The organism is Larkinella ripae, assembly GCF_054780775.1.
This window is the reverse complement of sequence record NZ_BAAGVR010000030.1, coordinates 101,147-116,502: the sequence shown is the minus strand read 5'-3', so window position 1 is coordinate 116,502 and position 15,356 is coordinate 101,147. Positions and strand designations below refer to the sequence as shown.

Genomic DNA, 15,356 nt, shown 5'->3' with positions numbered 1-15,356 from the left:
ACACTATGAAATTAGCATCTGCCTCCTTTTCAAAGCGCGGCCCTTTTGAAGTAACGGTTTGAGCGATTGGATGGTTGCGTGAAGCAATTTATATTTTTCAGTTTATTCGTAGACAATAACCGGAAATTAGTTTTTGGTACAATGCCAACTGTTCATACAACCTACCTGGGCGACCTGCGCACCGAACCCACGCACCTGCAATCCGGCACCCGGATCATCACCGATGCCCCTACCGACAACAGCGGCAAAGGCGAAGCTTTTTCTCCGACGGACCTGGTAGCCACGGCCCTGGGAAGTTGCATCATCACCACGATGGGCATTGTAGCCCGGCGCGACGGCATTGAACTTCCGGGCAGTGACCTGACGATTACCAAAGTGATGTCGAACGAGGGACCCCGGCGGATTGTCCGGATCGAAATCGATATTGTCATGGACCCGTCCGACGAGTTTACCGAAGAATTTCGGGCCAAGATGGAACGTACCGCCCACACCTGCCCCGTGGCCATCAGCCTGCACCCGGATCTGGAGCAGGTGATTCGGTTTGACTGGAAGGAAGCGGACCTGAAGGGCTTTAATCCGCTGACTTAACTGTTGGAAAGCCGGTTTTTGATTTCGGCCATTTTATCTTCGTAGGAAGCGCCAACCGGGATTTTTACGGCCCCGACGGTGATTTCGTTCCGGGTAATTTTCTCGATCTTCCGAAGCGAGATAATGTACGAACGGTGAATGCGCACAAACTGGTTTTCGGGCAGAATCTGCAGAATATCGGACAACGTCTGCCGGCTCAGGAGCTGGCGGTTTTTCAACACGAAAGTGATGTAATTCCCGTCGGCTTCCAGATACAAAATATCCTCTAAAAAGACTTTTTCTTCTTCGTAGCCGGTTTTTACAAAAATAAACGCTTCGGCCGTCCCGCTTCGTACGCTCTTGTTATCCAGTGCTTTGTTACACGCTTTCAGAAACCGGGCCAGCGGAAATGGCTTGAGCAGATAATCGATGGCATCGAGTTCAAAACCCTGGACCGCGTAGTCGGAATAGGCGGTGGTAAAAACAATCATCGGTACGGTTTGCAGGCAACGGACAAACTCAATACCCGAAATATCAGGCATTTTTATATCCAGAAAAATCAGGTCGATTTTGTTTTTCTGCAAATACGGAATGGCTTCGAAGGCGTCCGTAAAACCGGCTTTCAGGTCGAGAAACGGAACCTTGGCGGCATGCATCCGCACCACCTCCAAAGCCTGGGGTTCGTCGTCGATGGCAATAGCGGTTAACTGCACGGTCTAGCTCAGTATCGAATGGTTAAAGCCACAAAATAATCCTGCTCCGACGCCTGAAGGGCCAGCGTGTGCCGATCCGGATAAATCAGTTCCAGCCGTTTCCGGACGTTTTCCAGTCCGATGCCCGAGCGGTTTTTCTCCGGATCGGCCCCGGTAACCGGATGGCGCGAATTGTGAACCTTAAAATAAAGGGTTGTGCTGTCCAAAGTCAAGGTTACAAAAATCCAGGACGGATTTCGCAGGCTAATCCCGTGTTTAAAGGCGTTTTCCACGAACGGAATCAGGATCATGGGCGCAATGGACACGTCGCGTTCCGACTCCTGGATGGTCACCCGGATTTCGATTCCGTGCGATTCGTCCAGGCGCATCCGCTGAAGCTGGATGTAGTTCCGCAGGTATTCAACTTCTTTTTCCAGCGAAATCCGGTCCCGGTTGTTTTCGTGCAACATAAACCGCATCATGTCGCCCAGTTTCTGAATACCGTCGGCGGTTTTTTCGCTGTTTTCCTGCAAGGCGGTGGCGTAAAGACTGTTGAGCGCATTGAACAGGAAATGCGGATTGATCTGCGATTGCAAACCGGCCAATTCGGCGGACGTGTGCGAAACCTGCGTCTGCAACTGCACTTTCTCTTTGTTCAGCGACCGGCGCACCCAGGCAATGATAAGCGCCATCAGCAGGGGCAGCAAAAACACCAGGTCATTCGCCAGCGAATTGTAATAATGAAACCGGGTCCGCGCGCCCCAGAAAAGACCTCCCATCAGAATCCAGATCAGTAAACCCGCCAGAACGCGGCCCGGAAATCCGGCCGTGCGATAGTCCCGAAGGTGGGGTAAAACCGAGGAATAGAGGTAAGCCTGAAGCACATACACCTGAATCACCAGCGCCAGAACCGCCAGCACTTCGCGGACCGGGGGCTGCCAGAGCGTCTCGGGCAGGTAGACGCTTAAGGCAAAGGCTAGCAGAAAAACGCCCAGCGGAATCCAGATCAGCAGGCTGATGTACCGGAAATCCTGCCGAACCTTTTGATGAAGGTAATAGGCCAGTTGACTCAGTAATTCGTAGGTCAGCAGAATAAGGACAAAACCGGTGAAGTCGGCCAGCACGTTCCGTTTGCTGTACAAGGAGTAGATTTTCAGGCCAATAAACGTGCCCTGATCATCCACCCGGTAGCGAACCTGAAGTTTGCAAACGTGGTAGATCACGACGCTGCTGAGGAGCAGCAACACGCTTAAACCGGCGTATAACCGGACCTGTTCATCGTTTTCTTTGTTGTTCCAGTTCGGCAGGGTAAGGTAATGAAAACCGTACCAGGCCATTCCAAAAAGGACGACCCCGGCAATCAGCGGGAAGTTGTTGTTGAGCGTGTGATTATACCCCTCCAGATTGCTCCAGATGGAGGCCGATGACACCCGGTTGTCCTGAAGCTGTTCGACCATGTTGTCAATCCGCCGGACTTCCGCGATCAGCCGCCGGGTGACGTAAATAACCGCAATGCTGCCGGCAAACCACAATTCAAAGCGTCGGATTCCTCTTACTTCCCGCATTCTTTTTGTTTTTGAACAAAGCTAGGCGAGAACCGAAAACCGGTGGGTGAAATGGGGTAAAACCATCGAAAAATGGGATGAATACCGGCACTCAAAACCGCACTTATCCTTTGGGTTTTCTCCGAAATAAATAGATGTACTGACTGGGCAATCCATTGCCGGCGTGGGTGATCTGAAACGAAACAACTTCCCAGCCGTTTTTCGCCACAAAATTAACGGCCTGCATCACCGACCGAAACCGTTCGGTCGGGCGTCCTTTGGCGTCCAGGTTTCGGAGTTCATTGCCCGCGTTCGTCCGGAAATTGTCCTGCCCGTAATCCACGTACACGCTGGGCCGGACATCCGAATCGCAGATCACCTGGCAGTAGCTGACATCAATTTTATTGATATCAATCTGGTTGACAACCAATTGCGCGCTGGCCCTGAACGACCCGACGCAGAAAATAAAAAAAGCGATTCCCAGCTTCATCATACGGTTTTTACCGTATAACGAAGAAAACCGCTAATCGGGATGGATGATCAACTCTTCTTTTGTTTATTCGTCAGCTGCTGTTTGCCCGCGAGTTCCGTAAGCGCCTTGACCAGCCGGTCCAGGTCTTTGGGCGACGTGTAAACGTGTGGGGTAACGCGAACACCGTGGATGTCACTGAGTGAAATCGGCGTCGTGTGTATTTTGTAGGTGCCCAGCAACTGGCTTTCGAGTTCGGGGCCTTTCATGCCGTCGATGCCCACCACGGCCAGCGCCCCGGCAAATTCCGGTTTGAGGGACGTATGGAGCTTAATACCGGGTACGTCCTGCACTTTTTCGGCCCAGTAGTTTTTGAGGTAGTGCAGGCGCGTAAATTTCCGGGGGGCGCCAATCCCCAGGTGAAAATCAACCGCCGTGCCGATGGCCATTTCCGCGGCAAACGAGCGCGTTCCGAGCGACTCGAATTTCCGAATGTCGGCACCGTCGGGGTCGGTATTCGACAGCAATGCCCAGATGTTTTTGATTTTCTCTTTCCGGATGTACATCATGCCGCTGCCGAAGGGTGCGCAGAGCCACTTATGGAGGCTGGTCGCCCAGTAATCACAGCCCAGGTCGGGGACTTTGTAATCGAGGTGGGCAAAGCTGTGGGCGCCGTCGCAGATCACCTCAAGGCCTTTTTTGTGGGCCGCATCGGCAATTTTCCGAACCGGCATGATCTGGCCCGTCCAGTTGATGACGTGCGTTACGTGAACTACTTTGGTTTTGCTGGTGAAGGCACTGGTGTATTGCCGCACCAGCTCCTCTTCGTTTTCGGAGGGCAGCTTCAGGTCGAGCCAGACCAGTTTAATGCCGTCGCGTTTTTCCCGCTGTTTCCAGGCATTCATCATGTTGGGGTAATCCTGCCGGGTGAGCACCACCTCATCGCCCGCTTTCAGATCCAGTCCAAAAATAATGGTGTTCAGTCCTTCCGTGGCGTTACGGTTGATGGCCAGTTCGTCCGGCGAGGTGCCCGCCAGATCGGCCAGCTTGGCCCGCAGCGATTCGCGGCCCTGATCCAGAATCCGCCACATGTAATAGGTGGGCGCTTCGTTGCTGTATTGATAAAACCGGATGTGCGCGTCCTGCACCGATTTGGGCTGCGGACTCACTCCGCCGTTGTTCAGATTCAGGAGGTTAGGCGAAACCGTAAATTCCGCTTTGATCCAGGCCCAGAAGTCTTCATCCGTCGCCAGTTGCTGCGGACTCGCCGAACTTTCCAGCTGTTGAAACAACGCGCGGCTGGATTCAGTCGTGAAGTCAGGTAACACAAAAGGAGTAGCAGCGGCTGCGCTCAGTTGGCGAAAAAAGGTTCGGCGGGTCGTCATCGATCGGAAAGGAATGGGGCTTTTATCCTACAAGGTAGGAACAAAATGGGCACATCCGTACATCGACCAAAGAATATCAAAGCAAACTATTAAAATCTCCTATATTCTTCCGGAAAACCGCCGTTCAATAAAGGCCCATCAAATTTATTGGAGGTTTGCGTAGTTCTGGCAGGGTCTATGTGGAAACTACGCATTTTTCAAAAAGCGTACTTGTGCGCTAAAAGAGCCGCCTGCCTGCATCTACTTTTGTATCGTCATCCCTGACATATCCACACCATTCCCTATTACTAGTCACAACAAACTAATGAAAACGGTCTTGATTATCAGTACACTTTGCCTGGCGCTGGCCATCACCTTACGGGCTTCGAGTCAGAAAAAAATCACCCTTAAACAAACGCTGGAACAGCAGATTGCCTCGTACGTGCTGTATCCGGAAGTGTTGCAGCAGCTCGACAGCGAAGATTTTGTTATCATCAAATTTCGGGTCGACAGCGAACAACGGTTAGCCGACCTCCGCATTTCGGACGGTGACAACAAATCACTGAATGCCACGCTGATTAAGCAGCTCATGGGTAAAAAAGTCTTTCTGACGGAGCCCAACGCCAACGAACACCAGGAGTACCTGGCCAAAGTTCGCTTCCGTCTGATTTAAGGAACCACCTGTCCACTCCTAAAAAGCCGTCGGTCCCGGAGCAATTCGGGGCCGACGGCTTTTCCTTTGGTTTGTTTACAATCCCTTAAACGGAAGTCGAAATTCTTTTGCGGTTTTCCAGCATCACCCGGGCCATTTGCAGCAGGACGGAGAGAATGATCAACCCCAGACCGGCATAAAATACGGGCGTCAATTCCTTGTTCTCCTGGTACAGCGCCATCGCCAGAATGATCGTATAAACCGGCTCGAGGTTCAGGCTCAGGTTGACCGTAAACGCCGAAATCGTATTCAAAGCCTGCGTTTGAAGCAGGTAAAGCAAAACCGTGCAAAAAAGGGCCAGTACTACCAAGTACCCCCAATCCGACCCGGAGGGCCAAACCGACTCGACCGGAAAGAAATACAGGTATAGCGGCATCAGCAGGGTGAGGCCAATCGTTCCGCCGATCATCGAATAAACCGTAATGATTTCACTTTTGTGGGATTGGGCCAGCCGTTCGTTGCTGATGGTGTACAGGGCGGCCACCAGCGAAGAAGCGATTCCGAGCGTAATGCCGGTTCGGTAGTGCGAATCAAAACCGAAGATCAAGGCGATGCCGGCCAACGTTAACAGGCTCAGCAGCAGCTCCGATCGCTCGAATTTCTGCCGGTTGATGAGGGGTGCCAATACCGCCGTGAAAAAACCGGTTATGGAGAAGCAGACGACACCCACCGAAATATTGGAATACTTGATGCTGCCGTAAAACAGGATCCAGTGCAGTCCTAAAAGAAAGCCGGCGGACGAAATCCGGCCAAATTCTTTCCAGGAAACCGGTTTGAGTTTTTTGGTTAGCGCCAGCAGCACCAACAGCAGGAGACCGGCCAGCAAAATCCGATACCAGACCAGCAAGCCTTCGTTAAGCGTAATTAACTTGCCAAAAATGCCCGTAAAACCGGCCAACAGAATTGCTATGTGTAATTTAATGAATGCCTTTTTCATGAATAGACCACGATACGTTTTGATGAAATGAGAATGTCCCGACGAACACGTTCGTTAGACCACACCGGTTCGCGTGAATGCCCGGTGGATTTCAGCTAAACAACCTTACTGGGTGATGAAACAGGCAATAAGTATCCTCCTGGCGAGAAAATACCGCAGGAAGAGATTCCGGTTGCTTAGCTTAACGAGCGACCGGGGGTGAAAGAAGATTGGGTGAATAATCGGAGCGGTACATTCTTCCTGAAATTGTGCAGGCAAATGTACGACACGCTTATCAGAATGACAAAACATCGCCTATCTGCTCGTTCTGACTTCGGTTCCGGCGGCATAAAAAAACCGCATCGATGCAATCGATGCGGTTTTTAAGCAAGTGCTTATTTTACTATTGCGGATTTTTCGTGAAGGCAATGTAATCGGCCAGCACTTTGCCGCATTCCGTCAGGTACAGATCCTTTTTCGGACCTTTCTCTTCTTTCGGATCTTTGGCTGGCGTCGTTGAATCGTTGGTCGCTACGGGTTCGCCCGCCGACGCATTGATCGACTTCCGGCGCTTCTCGGCGTCGTCGCGTTCTTTTTTCCGCTTCGACTCCTGGAGCGAGACGACGGTTTTTTCCCGCGCTCGTTTCAGTTCCGAAAAGTCAGCAATGAGTTGTTTCAAATCCGTATCCGATTTCAGCCGCTGCTCGTAGCGGTCCCGAAGTTTGGTGATGATTTTCTCGTCCAGATTCCGGGTTACATCAAAGCGCGCGGAGGCAATCTGATCCCACGGCAAGGCGCTGGGTTGTGAGCTTTCGCCGTATTCTTCCGCGCTGAATGCCGACGGCAGTTCAATATCCGGAGTTACGCCCTTGTGCTGGGTGCTGCTTCCGTTGACCCGGTAGAATTTAGCAATCGTCAGTTTCACCTGACCTACTTTCTCCGGTTCTTTCAACCAGGTATTCAGGTCCACCATGTGCTGAACGGTCCCTTTGCCATACGTCTGGCTGCCGATGATAATACCCCGTTTGTAGTCCTGAATGGCAGCCGCAAAAATTTCCGAGGCCGAGGCACTGAAACGGTTGACCAAAACCGCCAGCGGGCCATCGTACAGAACCGACGGATCCGGATCGGTTTGAACCTCCACATCGCCCGTTGATTCCTTCACCTGAACTACCGGACCCCGCGAAATAAACAGGCCCGTCAGTGTAATGGCTTCGGTCAGCGAGCCTCCTCCGTTGTCGCGCAGGTCAACCACCACACCGTCAACTTTCTCGGTTTTCAGTTCGTTCAAATACCGCTGAACGTCACCGGTGGTGCTGGCAAATCCTTCTTCCCGTTTGCGGGCGCCTTCAAAGTCGCGGTAGAAAACCGGAATGGTAATCACGCCCAGTTTATACTTTTTCTGGTTCTGCGTAATTTCAATCACTTCTTTCTTGGCGCGCTGTTCTTCGATTTTGATTTTCTCACGCACCAGTTTGATTTCTTTCGGCGGAGCACCGGCGACGGCATCCATCGACTTGATTTGCAAGCGGACGGTGGTGCCTTTGGGACCTTTGATCAGCTTCACGGCATCATCAACCTGGTAGCCTACAATGTTGACCATCTGGCCCTCACCCTGAGCAACGCCCATAATTTTATCTCCCTTCGTCAGCAGTTTGCTTTTGAAAGCCGGACCACCGGGAACAATCTCCAGAATTTTGATGTAATCACCATCTTCCTGCAAAATGGCCCCAATGCCTTCCAGAGAGGCACTCATATCCTGATTAAACCGGTCGGCAACCTTCGGAGACATGTAATTCGTGTGCGGATCGAGCGATTCGGCAAACGAGTTCATGTAAATCTGAAAGACGTCTTCGGCCTTGATCCGGCCCATGTACCGATCCAGGTTTTTATACCGCGACTTCATGCTGTTGACCACCGACGTGTCAGCTTTGCCGGTCAACTTCAGTTCCAGCGACTGGTTTTTCAGCAACTTGCGCCACAGATCGTTCTGCTCGTCGAGGCTTTTGGGCCAGCTGGCTTTTTCGCGGTCCGTGTTAAAGTTTTCGTCAGTCGTAAAATCAAACGGTTTGGCGATCGTTTCCTGCACAAATTTATTGCGTTCCACATACCGTTTCCGGAACACATTGTAGATGTCGTAGGCCGCCGTCAGTTCACCGTTGATCAACTGATCATCGATGTTGTTGCGGTATTTCTCAAACGAGTTGACATCGGACGCCAGAAAATACGCTTTATTGCCATCCAGTTCTTTGAGATAATTGTCGAAAACAACCGACGACAGCGAATCGTTTAACCGCACTTTCCGGTAATGATGGGTCGTCAGCAAGCGTGCGACCAGTTGTTCGACATGTTCCTGCGAAACCGATGGTTTCAAATCATCGGCGCTTGGGGGCGGCAGTGGTACGGCCGACATCCCCGCTTGTGGACCCGGCTGAAGACTCAGCATCAGCACCGGAACCAACGTAATGAGGTACTTTCTCATACTTCCCTTTCTATGATTAATGTAGCACCACTATTCACTGGATGGCAGAATGGTCGAAATGAAAGGCTTAATGGTTAATCGTGTCGATTAACAAAAGCATTCAACCGTTTTCAATCATTTAAACCATTGTTAACCATCAAAACCACTTACTTTTTCACTATTTCCAACAATTCAATATCAAAAACAAGCGTTGAGTTGGGTCCGATCTGCGGACCGGTTCCCTGCGAGCCATACGCCAGCGCCGACGGGATGAACAGCTTCCATTTCGAGCCAACCGGCATCAGTTGCAACGCTTCGCTCCAGCCCTGAATCACCTGATTGACAGGAATTTCAAGCGGCTGTCCCCGTTCCACGGAGCTATCAAAAACCGTTCCGTCGATCAGCCGGCCGGTATAATGGGCCTTAACGGTATCGGTGGTGGCCGGTTTGGGTCCGGTGCCTTCCTTCACGATTTCGTACTGCAATCCACTGGCCGTGGTGTTGATACCCGGTTTCTTCTTGTTTTCAGAGAGAAACTGTTCCCCAATCTTTTTGTTGGCTTCGGCTTTAACCGATCGTTCCCGCTGAAAAAATTCCTGGATAATCCGGTTGGCCTGTTCCGGGGCAATTTGAGTGTTCTGCGACTGGAGGGCGTCCTGTAAGGCTTTGGTAAGGGCTTTGAGGTTGGCGTTGCCGAGATTTTGCGCTTTCAGTCCCAATCCCACATTCACCCCAATGCTGTAGCTGACGGAATCAATGGCATTGGCTAATTTAATCGGAGAAGCAGCTGCTGCGGCAGCCGGAGCCTTGGGTTGGGGCTTGGCGGCCGGTTTTTTCGTCTGAGCCACGACCTGTCCCGTTGCAAATACTACCGACAAAAGGCCGGCTACAGTCCATTGTTTAATCGTCATGTGAGCGTTACAAAAGTTGTATTCAAAAATGTACTTAAGGTGAAAACGTAAAGTTGTAGGTCAAAAGTTTGGCAATAGCAGGATTTTATAAAACAAATAATTGATGAAAGGTGGTGAGTCAGGGTCAGCGGCCAGGTCGGTGAGCCATTCCGGTAACGGACCTTGCCAGCTCCTCAAACTGGGATGCCCACAATTCACTAAAGTAAAAAACAAAAGTTAGTATCTCAACCCGGCGCTGTTAATTATTGTTAATTTTTTCGAGCCACGATCCTCTTCTCCCGCAAAGGGGTTTCGGGTGGTCTGCCAACCGGAATCAAAATCCCCTGGGGCGATTCTTAGAAAAGTCTAAAGTTTGGCGATGATTTTTCTCCATAAGGTCTGTTTTAGTGAAATTTAGTGCGTAACTTTGCACCCGAATTCTTAGAACCATCATAAAAAAAGATTCTTCCACTCATATGGTATCAGTTAGACCCGACGAGGTTTCAGCCATTCTCCGGGAACAGCTATCGAACTCCAGAACCACCACCGAACTCGAGGAAATCGGTACGGTCTTGCAAATCGGTGACGGAGTAGCCCGCATTTACGGACTCTCAAATGTCCAGGCCGGTGAATTGCTGGTATTTGAAAACGGATTGCAGGCACTAGCCCTGAACCTTGAAGAAGACAACGTCGGAACCGTATTGCTGGGTGACTACAGCGAGATCAAGGAAGGTGCCACGGTGAAACGTACGAATCAGATTGCGTACGTCAACGTGGGCGAAGGTATTCTGGGTCGTGTGGTCAATACCCTCGGTCAGCCGATCGACGGTTTGGGTCCGGTTGCGGGCGAAACGTTCGCCATGCCGCTGGAACGGAAAGCGCCGGGGGTTATCTTCCGCCAGCCCGTTACCGAACCGCTGCAAACCGGTATCAAATCCATCGACGCCATGATTCCGGTTGGCCGGGGTCAGCGCGAGCTGATCATCGGTGACCGCCAGACGGGTAAAACCGCCGTTGCGATCGATACGATCATCAATCAAAAAGAATTTTACGACAAAGGCCAGCCGGTTTATTGTATCTACGTTGCCTGTGGTCAGAAAGCCTCGACCATCAAACAGGTCGAAGCAACCCTGCGCCGGGCCGGTGCGATGGACTATACGGTTATTGTAGCTGCTCCCGCGGCCGATCCGTCGCCGATGCAGTTCTTTGCGCCCTTCACCGGTGCCGCTATTGGTGAATACTTCCGGGATACGGGTCGTCCGGCCCTGGTGGTGTACGATGACCTGTCGAAACAGGCCGTTGCCTACCGCGAAGTATCCCTCCTGCTGCGTCGTCCCCCCGGACGCGAAGCGTATCCGGGTGACGTTTTCTACCTGCACAGCCGTCTGCTGGAACGGGCCGCCAAGGTGATCAGCAATGACGAAATTGCGGCAACCATGAACGACCTGCCGCCTTCGCTGATTGGCAAGGTAAAAGGAGGTGGTTCACTGACGGCACTTCCGATCATTGAAACCCAGGCTGGTGACGTTTCGGCGTATATTCCGACCAACGTGATTTCGATTACCGACGGTCAGATCTTCCTCGAAACCAACCTCTTCAACTCCGGTATTCGTCCGGCGATCAACGTCGGTATTTCGGTATCGCGGGTGGGTGGTAACGCCCAGATCAAGTCGATGAAGAAAGTGGCCGGTACGCTGAAGCTGGATCAGGCGCAGTTCCGTGAGCTGGAAGCCTTCGCCAAATTCGGGTCGGACCTCGATGCGTCGACAAAACTGACCATCGAACGCGGTCGCCGGAATCAGGAAATTCTGAAACAGCCGCAGTATTCGCCGGTACTGGTCGAACAGCAGGTAGCCATCATTCTGGCATCCACCAACGGTTTCCTCGATAAGGTACCGGTCAATCGAGTGAAAGAATTTGAAGGGGAGTTTGCGCTGCAACTGAGCACGCAGCATCAGGCGACCCTCGATCAGCTCCGGGCCGGCAAACTGGATGACAGCATTATTGCCACCATCAAGAAAGTCGCCACGGAGTTGTCAGCTCGTTTCGCATAACGTTTAGATTCAGGAGTTTAGAAATAGGGTGGTTCGAAACCGTACTCAGTACGGTTTCGAACGCCCAGGCTCATCCCTCCACCACCAAAAACAATGCCTTCACTAAAAGAAGTACGAAGCCGGATTTCTTCGATCATCTCGACTCAGCAAATTACCAAAGCCATGAAAATGGTGGCTGCGGCCAAACTGCGCCGGGCTCAGGATAGTATCATTCAAATGCGCCCGTACGCCCAGAAGCTGAGCGAAATGCTGAGTACGGTTGCGGCCGGAGCCGAGCTGGCTGCCGAAAGTCCTTACAACCAGGTTCGCCCGGTCGAACGGGTGCTGCTGATCGTGGTGACCTCGGACCGGGGGCTGGCCGGCGCCTTTAACACCAACGTTATTAAAGAAGCGTTGTCGATTATCAACAACCGCTACGCCGAGCAGGCTCGTCGCGGAAATGTTGAGATCATGGCCATTGGCAAAAAAGGTGCCGAAGCCTTTCAGCGCCGGGGCTTCAAGGTGAACACGAAGTTTATCGACACGTTCCAGGCCCTGAGTTTTGCCAAAGTTCGGACGGCGGCCGAAGAAGCCATGAATGCCTTCACGACGGGTCAGGTCGATCAGATTGTGATTATCTTCAACGAATTCAAAAACGTTGCCACCCAGATTATTCGATCAGAACAATTTTTACCGATTGTTGCGGCTCCGACTCATTCCGCAACGAAAGCAGTCAACGTGAATTACATTTTTGAGCCTTCGGAAGAAGAAATCATTACGGAACTGATTCCGAAAACGCTGAAAATTCAGCTTTACAAAGCGGTTCTGGAATCCAACGCATCGGAACACGGCGCGCGGATGACGGCCATGGATAAAGCGACGGACAATGCCGGTGAACTACTGAAAGAACTCAAGCTGGTTTACAACCGGACTCGCCAGGCTGCCATTACAAAAGAAATCCTTGAAATTGTCGGTGGTGCCGAAGCCCTCAAGAATTAAGCACCACGCTGTTAATAAAAAAACCGTAACCCGAAAGGTTACGGTTTTTTTTATGGGCGATTCGTTGGTAAACGAACTATGTGTTGAGCGTCCCGAATAGCTTGCCTTCCTCCCTTTCCGTTCAACCCGTGATTTTGCTGCTGCTTTACTAAACTGGTAACTAGTGAATTGACGAAACAGGCATTTCAGTTCGACAACCCAAAACCGCCATTCAGGCTTTAGAATAACCGTTCCCCATTCTGTTGCACCGAATGGTTTGCTGCGCCTTACTTTTGAGGCCATTCACACTTCGCCAAAACCGTCTTTTCCATGAACATCGAAGAGGAAATTGCCAGCCGGTATACCTGTGTCAAATGCCGGAATACGGAAGTTAACATCAAACGGATTGCCACCACCGGAACCGGCCTCTCCCGAATTTTTGATATTGAGCACAACGTTTTTATTGCCTGTTCGTGCGCCCGGTGCAGCTATACGGAATTTTATGATCCGGAAGTTCTGGAGGGAAAAGACAATTTAGGAGCCGTCCTTGATCTGCTATTTGGCTAGTAACCACCCGATTTACGTTCAGAAAAACCGGGTATTGGCTTATTTTTTTACACCTCGACATCTTTTGTAAAAAAAATCTCCCATCTTGAAACGATTTTGCAAGATTAAATGTAATTACATTAAATGTCACTACATTATTAACACTAATCATTACAACAATGGCTACTACAACTGCTGAAACCACACTCTGGACGATTGACCCGGCGCACTCCGAAATTCAATTCAAGGTACGGCACCTGATGGTGTCGAATGTAACGGGAAAATTCAACTCGTTTGAAGGAACTGCCGAAACCACCGGCGATAGTTTTGAAAATGCCCGTTTATCATTCTCAGCCGATATCGACAGCATCAGCACGGGCACCGAACAGCGCGACGGCCACCTGAAATCGGCGGACTTTTTTGATGCTGCCAGTTTCCCGAAATTAACCTTCACGTCAACCTCCGTTACGAAAACTGGTGATGATACCTACGATATTACCGGCGATCTGACCATCCGGGGAACCACCAAATCCATCGTTCTGAAAGCCGAAGAAGGCGGCCGGATGGTTGACTTCTACGGCAGCACCAAAGCCGGTTTTGAGCTTACCGGAACCATCAAACGCAAAGAATACGGTTTGTCCTGGGACGCCGTTACGGAAGCGGGTGGCGTGGTCGTAAGCGACGATGTGAAGCTGATTCTGAACATTCAGGTGGGTCACCAATAAGCTATTTTTTTAACAATTTTTAACCACCCGTCACTCTCCGGCGGGTGGTTTTTTATTGGCTGATTAATATTGTCATTACACTTAATAAAGTGTTAACTATCAATATTTTACACTTTTCAATATCTTAAAAACGCCAACCTACAGATTCTTAAAAGAAGCGAACTAACTTCGTCCGGAATTAGTTATTTAAATGACGCAATACTAATGAGAAATCAACAAACGTTAACAAGTAGTTCACGTCATTTCGAACTCAATCTCAACAAATAAAAACCTATGAATATCAAGAGCATAATTGCCAGTTTGTTCATGTTGGGTCTGTTGGCAAGTTGTTCGCCATCCATCAACGTTCAGCATGACTACGACCCGAAGGTAAATGTTCGTCAGTTCAGCACGTTCCGGGTTGAAGCTGACCAACGCCGTAATGCTGACCCTATCGCGGGCAGTAACCTAAACCAGCGCCGGATTGCGGATGAAATTGAAACCTGGATGAAAGCCAAAGGCTACAAACCCGTTGTTGGCGGAGAAGCCGACCTGGTGATTCGTTTCTTCGCCGACTCGAAAGACCGCCAGCAAGTTCAGTCGAACAACACCTGGTCACCCTACTGGATGTGGTACAACCCGGGGTATAACAACGTCTACACGCGTCAATACGAAGAAAACCGGGTGGTGGTCAATGTTTATGACGCCCGCACGAACGACATCATTTGGCAAGGCTGGGCGTCCGGTCAGTTAAACCAGAGCAAAAAGGAACGCAGTCGTGATATGGCTTACCGGACTACGGTTCAAAGCATCATGAAACAACTTCCCGAAAGCGCTGGCTCCGACTACGGTTCCGCCAGAGAAAGATAAGCCTGAAACCAATCTGGTCTCCAGAAACCGCCTGATTCCAACGAGTCAGGCGGTTTTCTGTTTTAAGGAGTCTGCGCCAGCCAACCCGTTTGGCCCGCCCGGTCCCGAACCAGCTGGTACGAACCAAACACACCCAGAATATCGACCACGGTTCCGGCGGGCAGGGTCTGCATAACGGTGGCACCCACCCGGGCCGTTTCCAGCAAATCCGTACCAACGGGCAGCGGTGCTTTTCGCAGTAACCGCCGAACCGGCTCGACCACGCTGCTGGAAACGTAGCCCGTCACGCCATCCGGCAATTCGACCCGCAGCCAGGTGGTTGTGCCGCCCGTAATGGCAAAAGCTGACGAGCGCGGCAAGGCCCGCAAAATTGGGGCATCCCCGTTGGGCGACTGCCGCACCACCGCCCGGGTAGCCGATATCCGGACCGAATCGCCCAGGGTTTCAGAAGCAACCAATGCCTGCCGCGCCGGGCCCGTTCCGCGCCGGACAAACGGCAATGGATCGACCGCACCGGCGTTGAAACTGTAAATCCCAAAGTGCAGATGCGGTCCGGTCGTGCGGGCGTTGCCGGTGTTGCCCACAAAACCCACCGTATCCCCCACCGAAA

15 protein-coding genes are annotated in these 15,356 nt (G+C 51.3%); 7 read left to right on the top strand and 8 right to left on the bottom strand.

The window, feature by feature from the left end:
- Window positions 1-141 precede the first annotated feature (141 nt).
- Entirely contained in the window at window positions 142-588 is a 447-nt protein-coding gene (locus ACYVHX_RS26925; protein ID WP_460674811.1) for an OsmC family protein, read from the top strand.
- Here the strand turns inward: ACYVHX_RS26925 and ACYVHX_RS26920 are convergent.
- The 4 genes from ACYVHX_RS26920 to ACYVHX_RS26905 all read right to left on the bottom strand — a co-directional run bounded on the left by ACYVHX_RS26920 (window position 585) and on the right by ACYVHX_RS26905 (window position 4,657).
- Window positions 585-1,280 carry a LytR/AlgR family response regulator transcription factor gene (locus ACYVHX_RS26920; RefSeq protein WP_460674810.1) on the bottom strand — a complete coding sequence of 232 codons (696 nt, stop codon included), beginning with the start codon at window positions 1,278-1,280 and terminating at the stop codon, window positions 585-587. The genes ACYVHX_RS26925 and ACYVHX_RS26920 overlap by 4 nt on opposite strands.
- Window positions 1,281-1,288: 8 nt before the next feature.
- Window positions 1,289-2,824: a sensor histidine kinase gene (locus ACYVHX_RS26915; protein WP_460674809.1), complete on the bottom strand. Its 1,536-nt coding sequence runs from the start codon at window positions 2,822-2,824 to the stop codon at window positions 1,289-1,291.
- Between the two features lie 103 nt (window positions 2,825-2,927).
- Window positions 2,928-3,296 carry a hypothetical protein gene (locus ACYVHX_RS26910; protein ID WP_460674808.1) on the bottom strand — a complete coding sequence of 123 codons (369 nt, stop codon included), beginning with the start codon at window positions 3,294-3,296 and terminating at the stop codon, window positions 2,928-2,930.
- Window positions 3,297-3,343: 47 nt separating this feature from the next.
- Entirely contained in the window at window positions 3,344-4,657 is a 1,314-nt protein-coding gene (locus tag ACYVHX_RS26905) for an aminotransferase class V-fold PLP-dependent enzyme (RefSeq protein WP_460674807.1), read from the bottom strand.
- Between the two features lie 304 nt (window positions 4,658-4,961).
- Here ACYVHX_RS26905 and ACYVHX_RS26900 point away from each other — a divergent pair, with 304 nt between their 5' ends.
- Window positions 4,962-5,309, top strand: a complete 348-nt coding sequence (locus ACYVHX_RS26900; RefSeq protein ID WP_460674806.1) for a hypothetical protein — start codon at window positions 4,962-4,964, stop codon at window positions 5,307-5,309.
- Window positions 5,310-5,394: 85 nt separating this feature from the next.
- On the opposite strand, the gene ACYVHX_RS26895 is transcribed toward ACYVHX_RS26900, so the two are convergent.
- From ACYVHX_RS26895 to ACYVHX_RS26885, 3 genes are all read right to left on the bottom strand, one after another.
- Complete coding sequence (locus tag ACYVHX_RS26895) at window positions 5,395-6,285, bottom strand: DMT family transporter (protein ID WP_460674805.1); 891 nt, start codon at window positions 6,283-6,285, stop codon at window positions 5,395-5,397.
- Window positions 6,286-6,667: 382 nt separating this feature from the next.
- Window positions 6,668-8,746, bottom strand: a complete 2,079-nt coding sequence (locus ACYVHX_RS26890) for a carboxy terminal-processing peptidase (protein ID WP_460674804.1) — start codon at window positions 8,744-8,746, stop codon at window positions 6,668-6,670.
- Window positions 8,747-8,892: 146 nt separating this feature from the next.
- Window positions 8,893-9,636 (bottom strand): FKBP-type peptidyl-prolyl cis-trans isomerase, encoded by a 744-nt coding sequence (locus ACYVHX_RS26885; RefSeq protein WP_460674803.1) that lies wholly within the window; start codon window positions 9,634-9,636, stop codon window positions 8,893-8,895.
- Between the two features lie 455 nt (window positions 9,637-10,091).
- Here ACYVHX_RS26885 and atpA point away from each other — a divergent pair, with 455 nt between their 5' ends.
- From atpA to ACYVHX_RS26860, 5 genes are all read left to right on the top strand, one after another.
- Complete coding sequence (atpA, locus tag ACYVHX_RS26880) at window positions 10,092-11,669, top strand: F0F1 ATP synthase subunit alpha (protein ID WP_460674802.1); 1,578 nt, start codon at window positions 10,092-10,094, stop codon at window positions 11,667-11,669.
- Window positions 11,670-11,762: 93 nt separating this feature from the next.
- Window positions 11,763-12,647: an ATP synthase F1 subunit gamma gene (atpG, locus tag ACYVHX_RS26875; protein ID WP_460674801.1), complete on the top strand. Its 885-nt coding sequence runs from the start codon at window positions 11,763-11,765 to the stop codon at window positions 12,645-12,647.
- A 309-nt stretch (window positions 12,648-12,956) separates the two neighbouring features.
- Window positions 12,957-13,193, top strand: a complete 237-nt coding sequence (locus ACYVHX_RS26870; protein WP_460674800.1) for a zinc ribbon domain-containing protein — start codon at window positions 12,957-12,959, stop codon at window positions 13,191-13,193.
- Between the two features lie 158 nt (window positions 13,194-13,351).
- On the top strand, window positions 13,352-13,897 hold the full coding sequence (locus ACYVHX_RS26865; protein ID WP_460674799.1) for a YceI family protein: 546 nt from the start codon (window positions 13,352-13,354) through the stop codon (window positions 13,895-13,897).
- Between the two features lie 273 nt (window positions 13,898-14,170).
- Window positions 14,171-14,746 (top strand): DUF4136 domain-containing protein, encoded by a 576-nt coding sequence (locus ACYVHX_RS26860; protein WP_460674798.1) that lies wholly within the window; start codon window positions 14,171-14,173, stop codon window positions 14,744-14,746.
- A 62-nt stretch (window positions 14,747-14,808) separates the two neighbouring features.
- Here ACYVHX_RS26860 and ACYVHX_RS26855 read toward each other — a convergent pair whose 3' ends face one another.
- The gene (locus ACYVHX_RS26855) at window positions 14,809-15,351 is read right to left on the bottom strand and encodes an SH3 domain-containing protein (RefSeq protein WP_460674797.1); all 543 of its coding nucleotides are present in this window, start codon (window positions 15,349-15,351) and stop codon (window positions 14,809-14,811) included.
- Between the last annotated feature and the right edge of the window lie 5 nt (window positions 15,352-15,356).

Bases quoted from the DNA above. Each gene is read 5' to 3' on its own strand.
- ACYVHX_RS26860 (WP_460674798.1), top strand. From the start codon at position 14,171: ATGAATATCAAGAGCATAATTGCCAGTTTGTTCATGTTGGGTCTGTTG.
- ACYVHX_RS26915 (WP_460674809.1), bottom strand. From the start codon at position 2,824: ATGCGGGAAGTAAGAGGAATCCGACGCTTTGAATTGTGGTTTGCCGGC.
- atpA (WP_460674802.1), top strand. From the start codon at position 10,092: ATGGTATCAGTTAGACCCGACGAGGTTTCAGCCATTCTCCGGGAACAG.
- ACYVHX_RS26870 (WP_460674800.1), top strand. From the start codon at position 12,957: ATGAACATCGAAGAGGAAATTGCCAGCCGGTATACCTGTGTCAAATGC.
- ACYVHX_RS26900 (WP_460674806.1), top strand. From the start codon at position 4,962: ATGAAAACGGTCTTGATTATCAGTACACTTTGCCTGGCGCTGGCCATC.
- ACYVHX_RS26890 (WP_460674804.1), bottom strand. From the start codon at position 8,746: ATGAGAAAGTACCTCATTACGTTGGTTCCGGTGCTGATGCTGAGTCTT.
- ACYVHX_RS26905 (WP_460674807.1), bottom strand. From the start codon at position 4,657: ATGACGACCCGCCGAACCTTTTTTCGCCAACTGAGCGCAGCCGCTGCT.
- ACYVHX_RS26865 (WP_460674799.1), top strand. From the start codon at position 13,352: ATGGCTACTACAACTGCTGAAACCACACTCTGGACGATTGACCCGGCG.
- ACYVHX_RS26910 (WP_460674808.1), bottom strand. From the start codon at position 3,296: ATGATGAAGCTGGGAATCGCTTTTTTTATTTTCTGCGTCGGGTCGTTC.
- ACYVHX_RS26895 (WP_460674805.1), bottom strand. From the start codon at position 6,285: ATGAAAAAGGCATTCATTAAATTACACATAGCAATTCTGTTGGCCGGT.
- ACYVHX_RS26885 (WP_460674803.1), bottom strand. From the start codon at position 9,636: ATGACGATTAAACAATGGACTGTAGCCGGCCTTTTGTCGGTAGTATTT.
- atpG (WP_460674801.1), top strand. From the start codon at position 11,763: ATGCCTTCACTAAAAGAAGTACGAAGCCGGATTTCTTCGATCATCTCG.
- ACYVHX_RS26925 (WP_460674811.1), top strand. From the start codon at position 142: ATGCCAACTGTTCATACAACCTACCTGGGCGACCTGCGCACCGAACCC.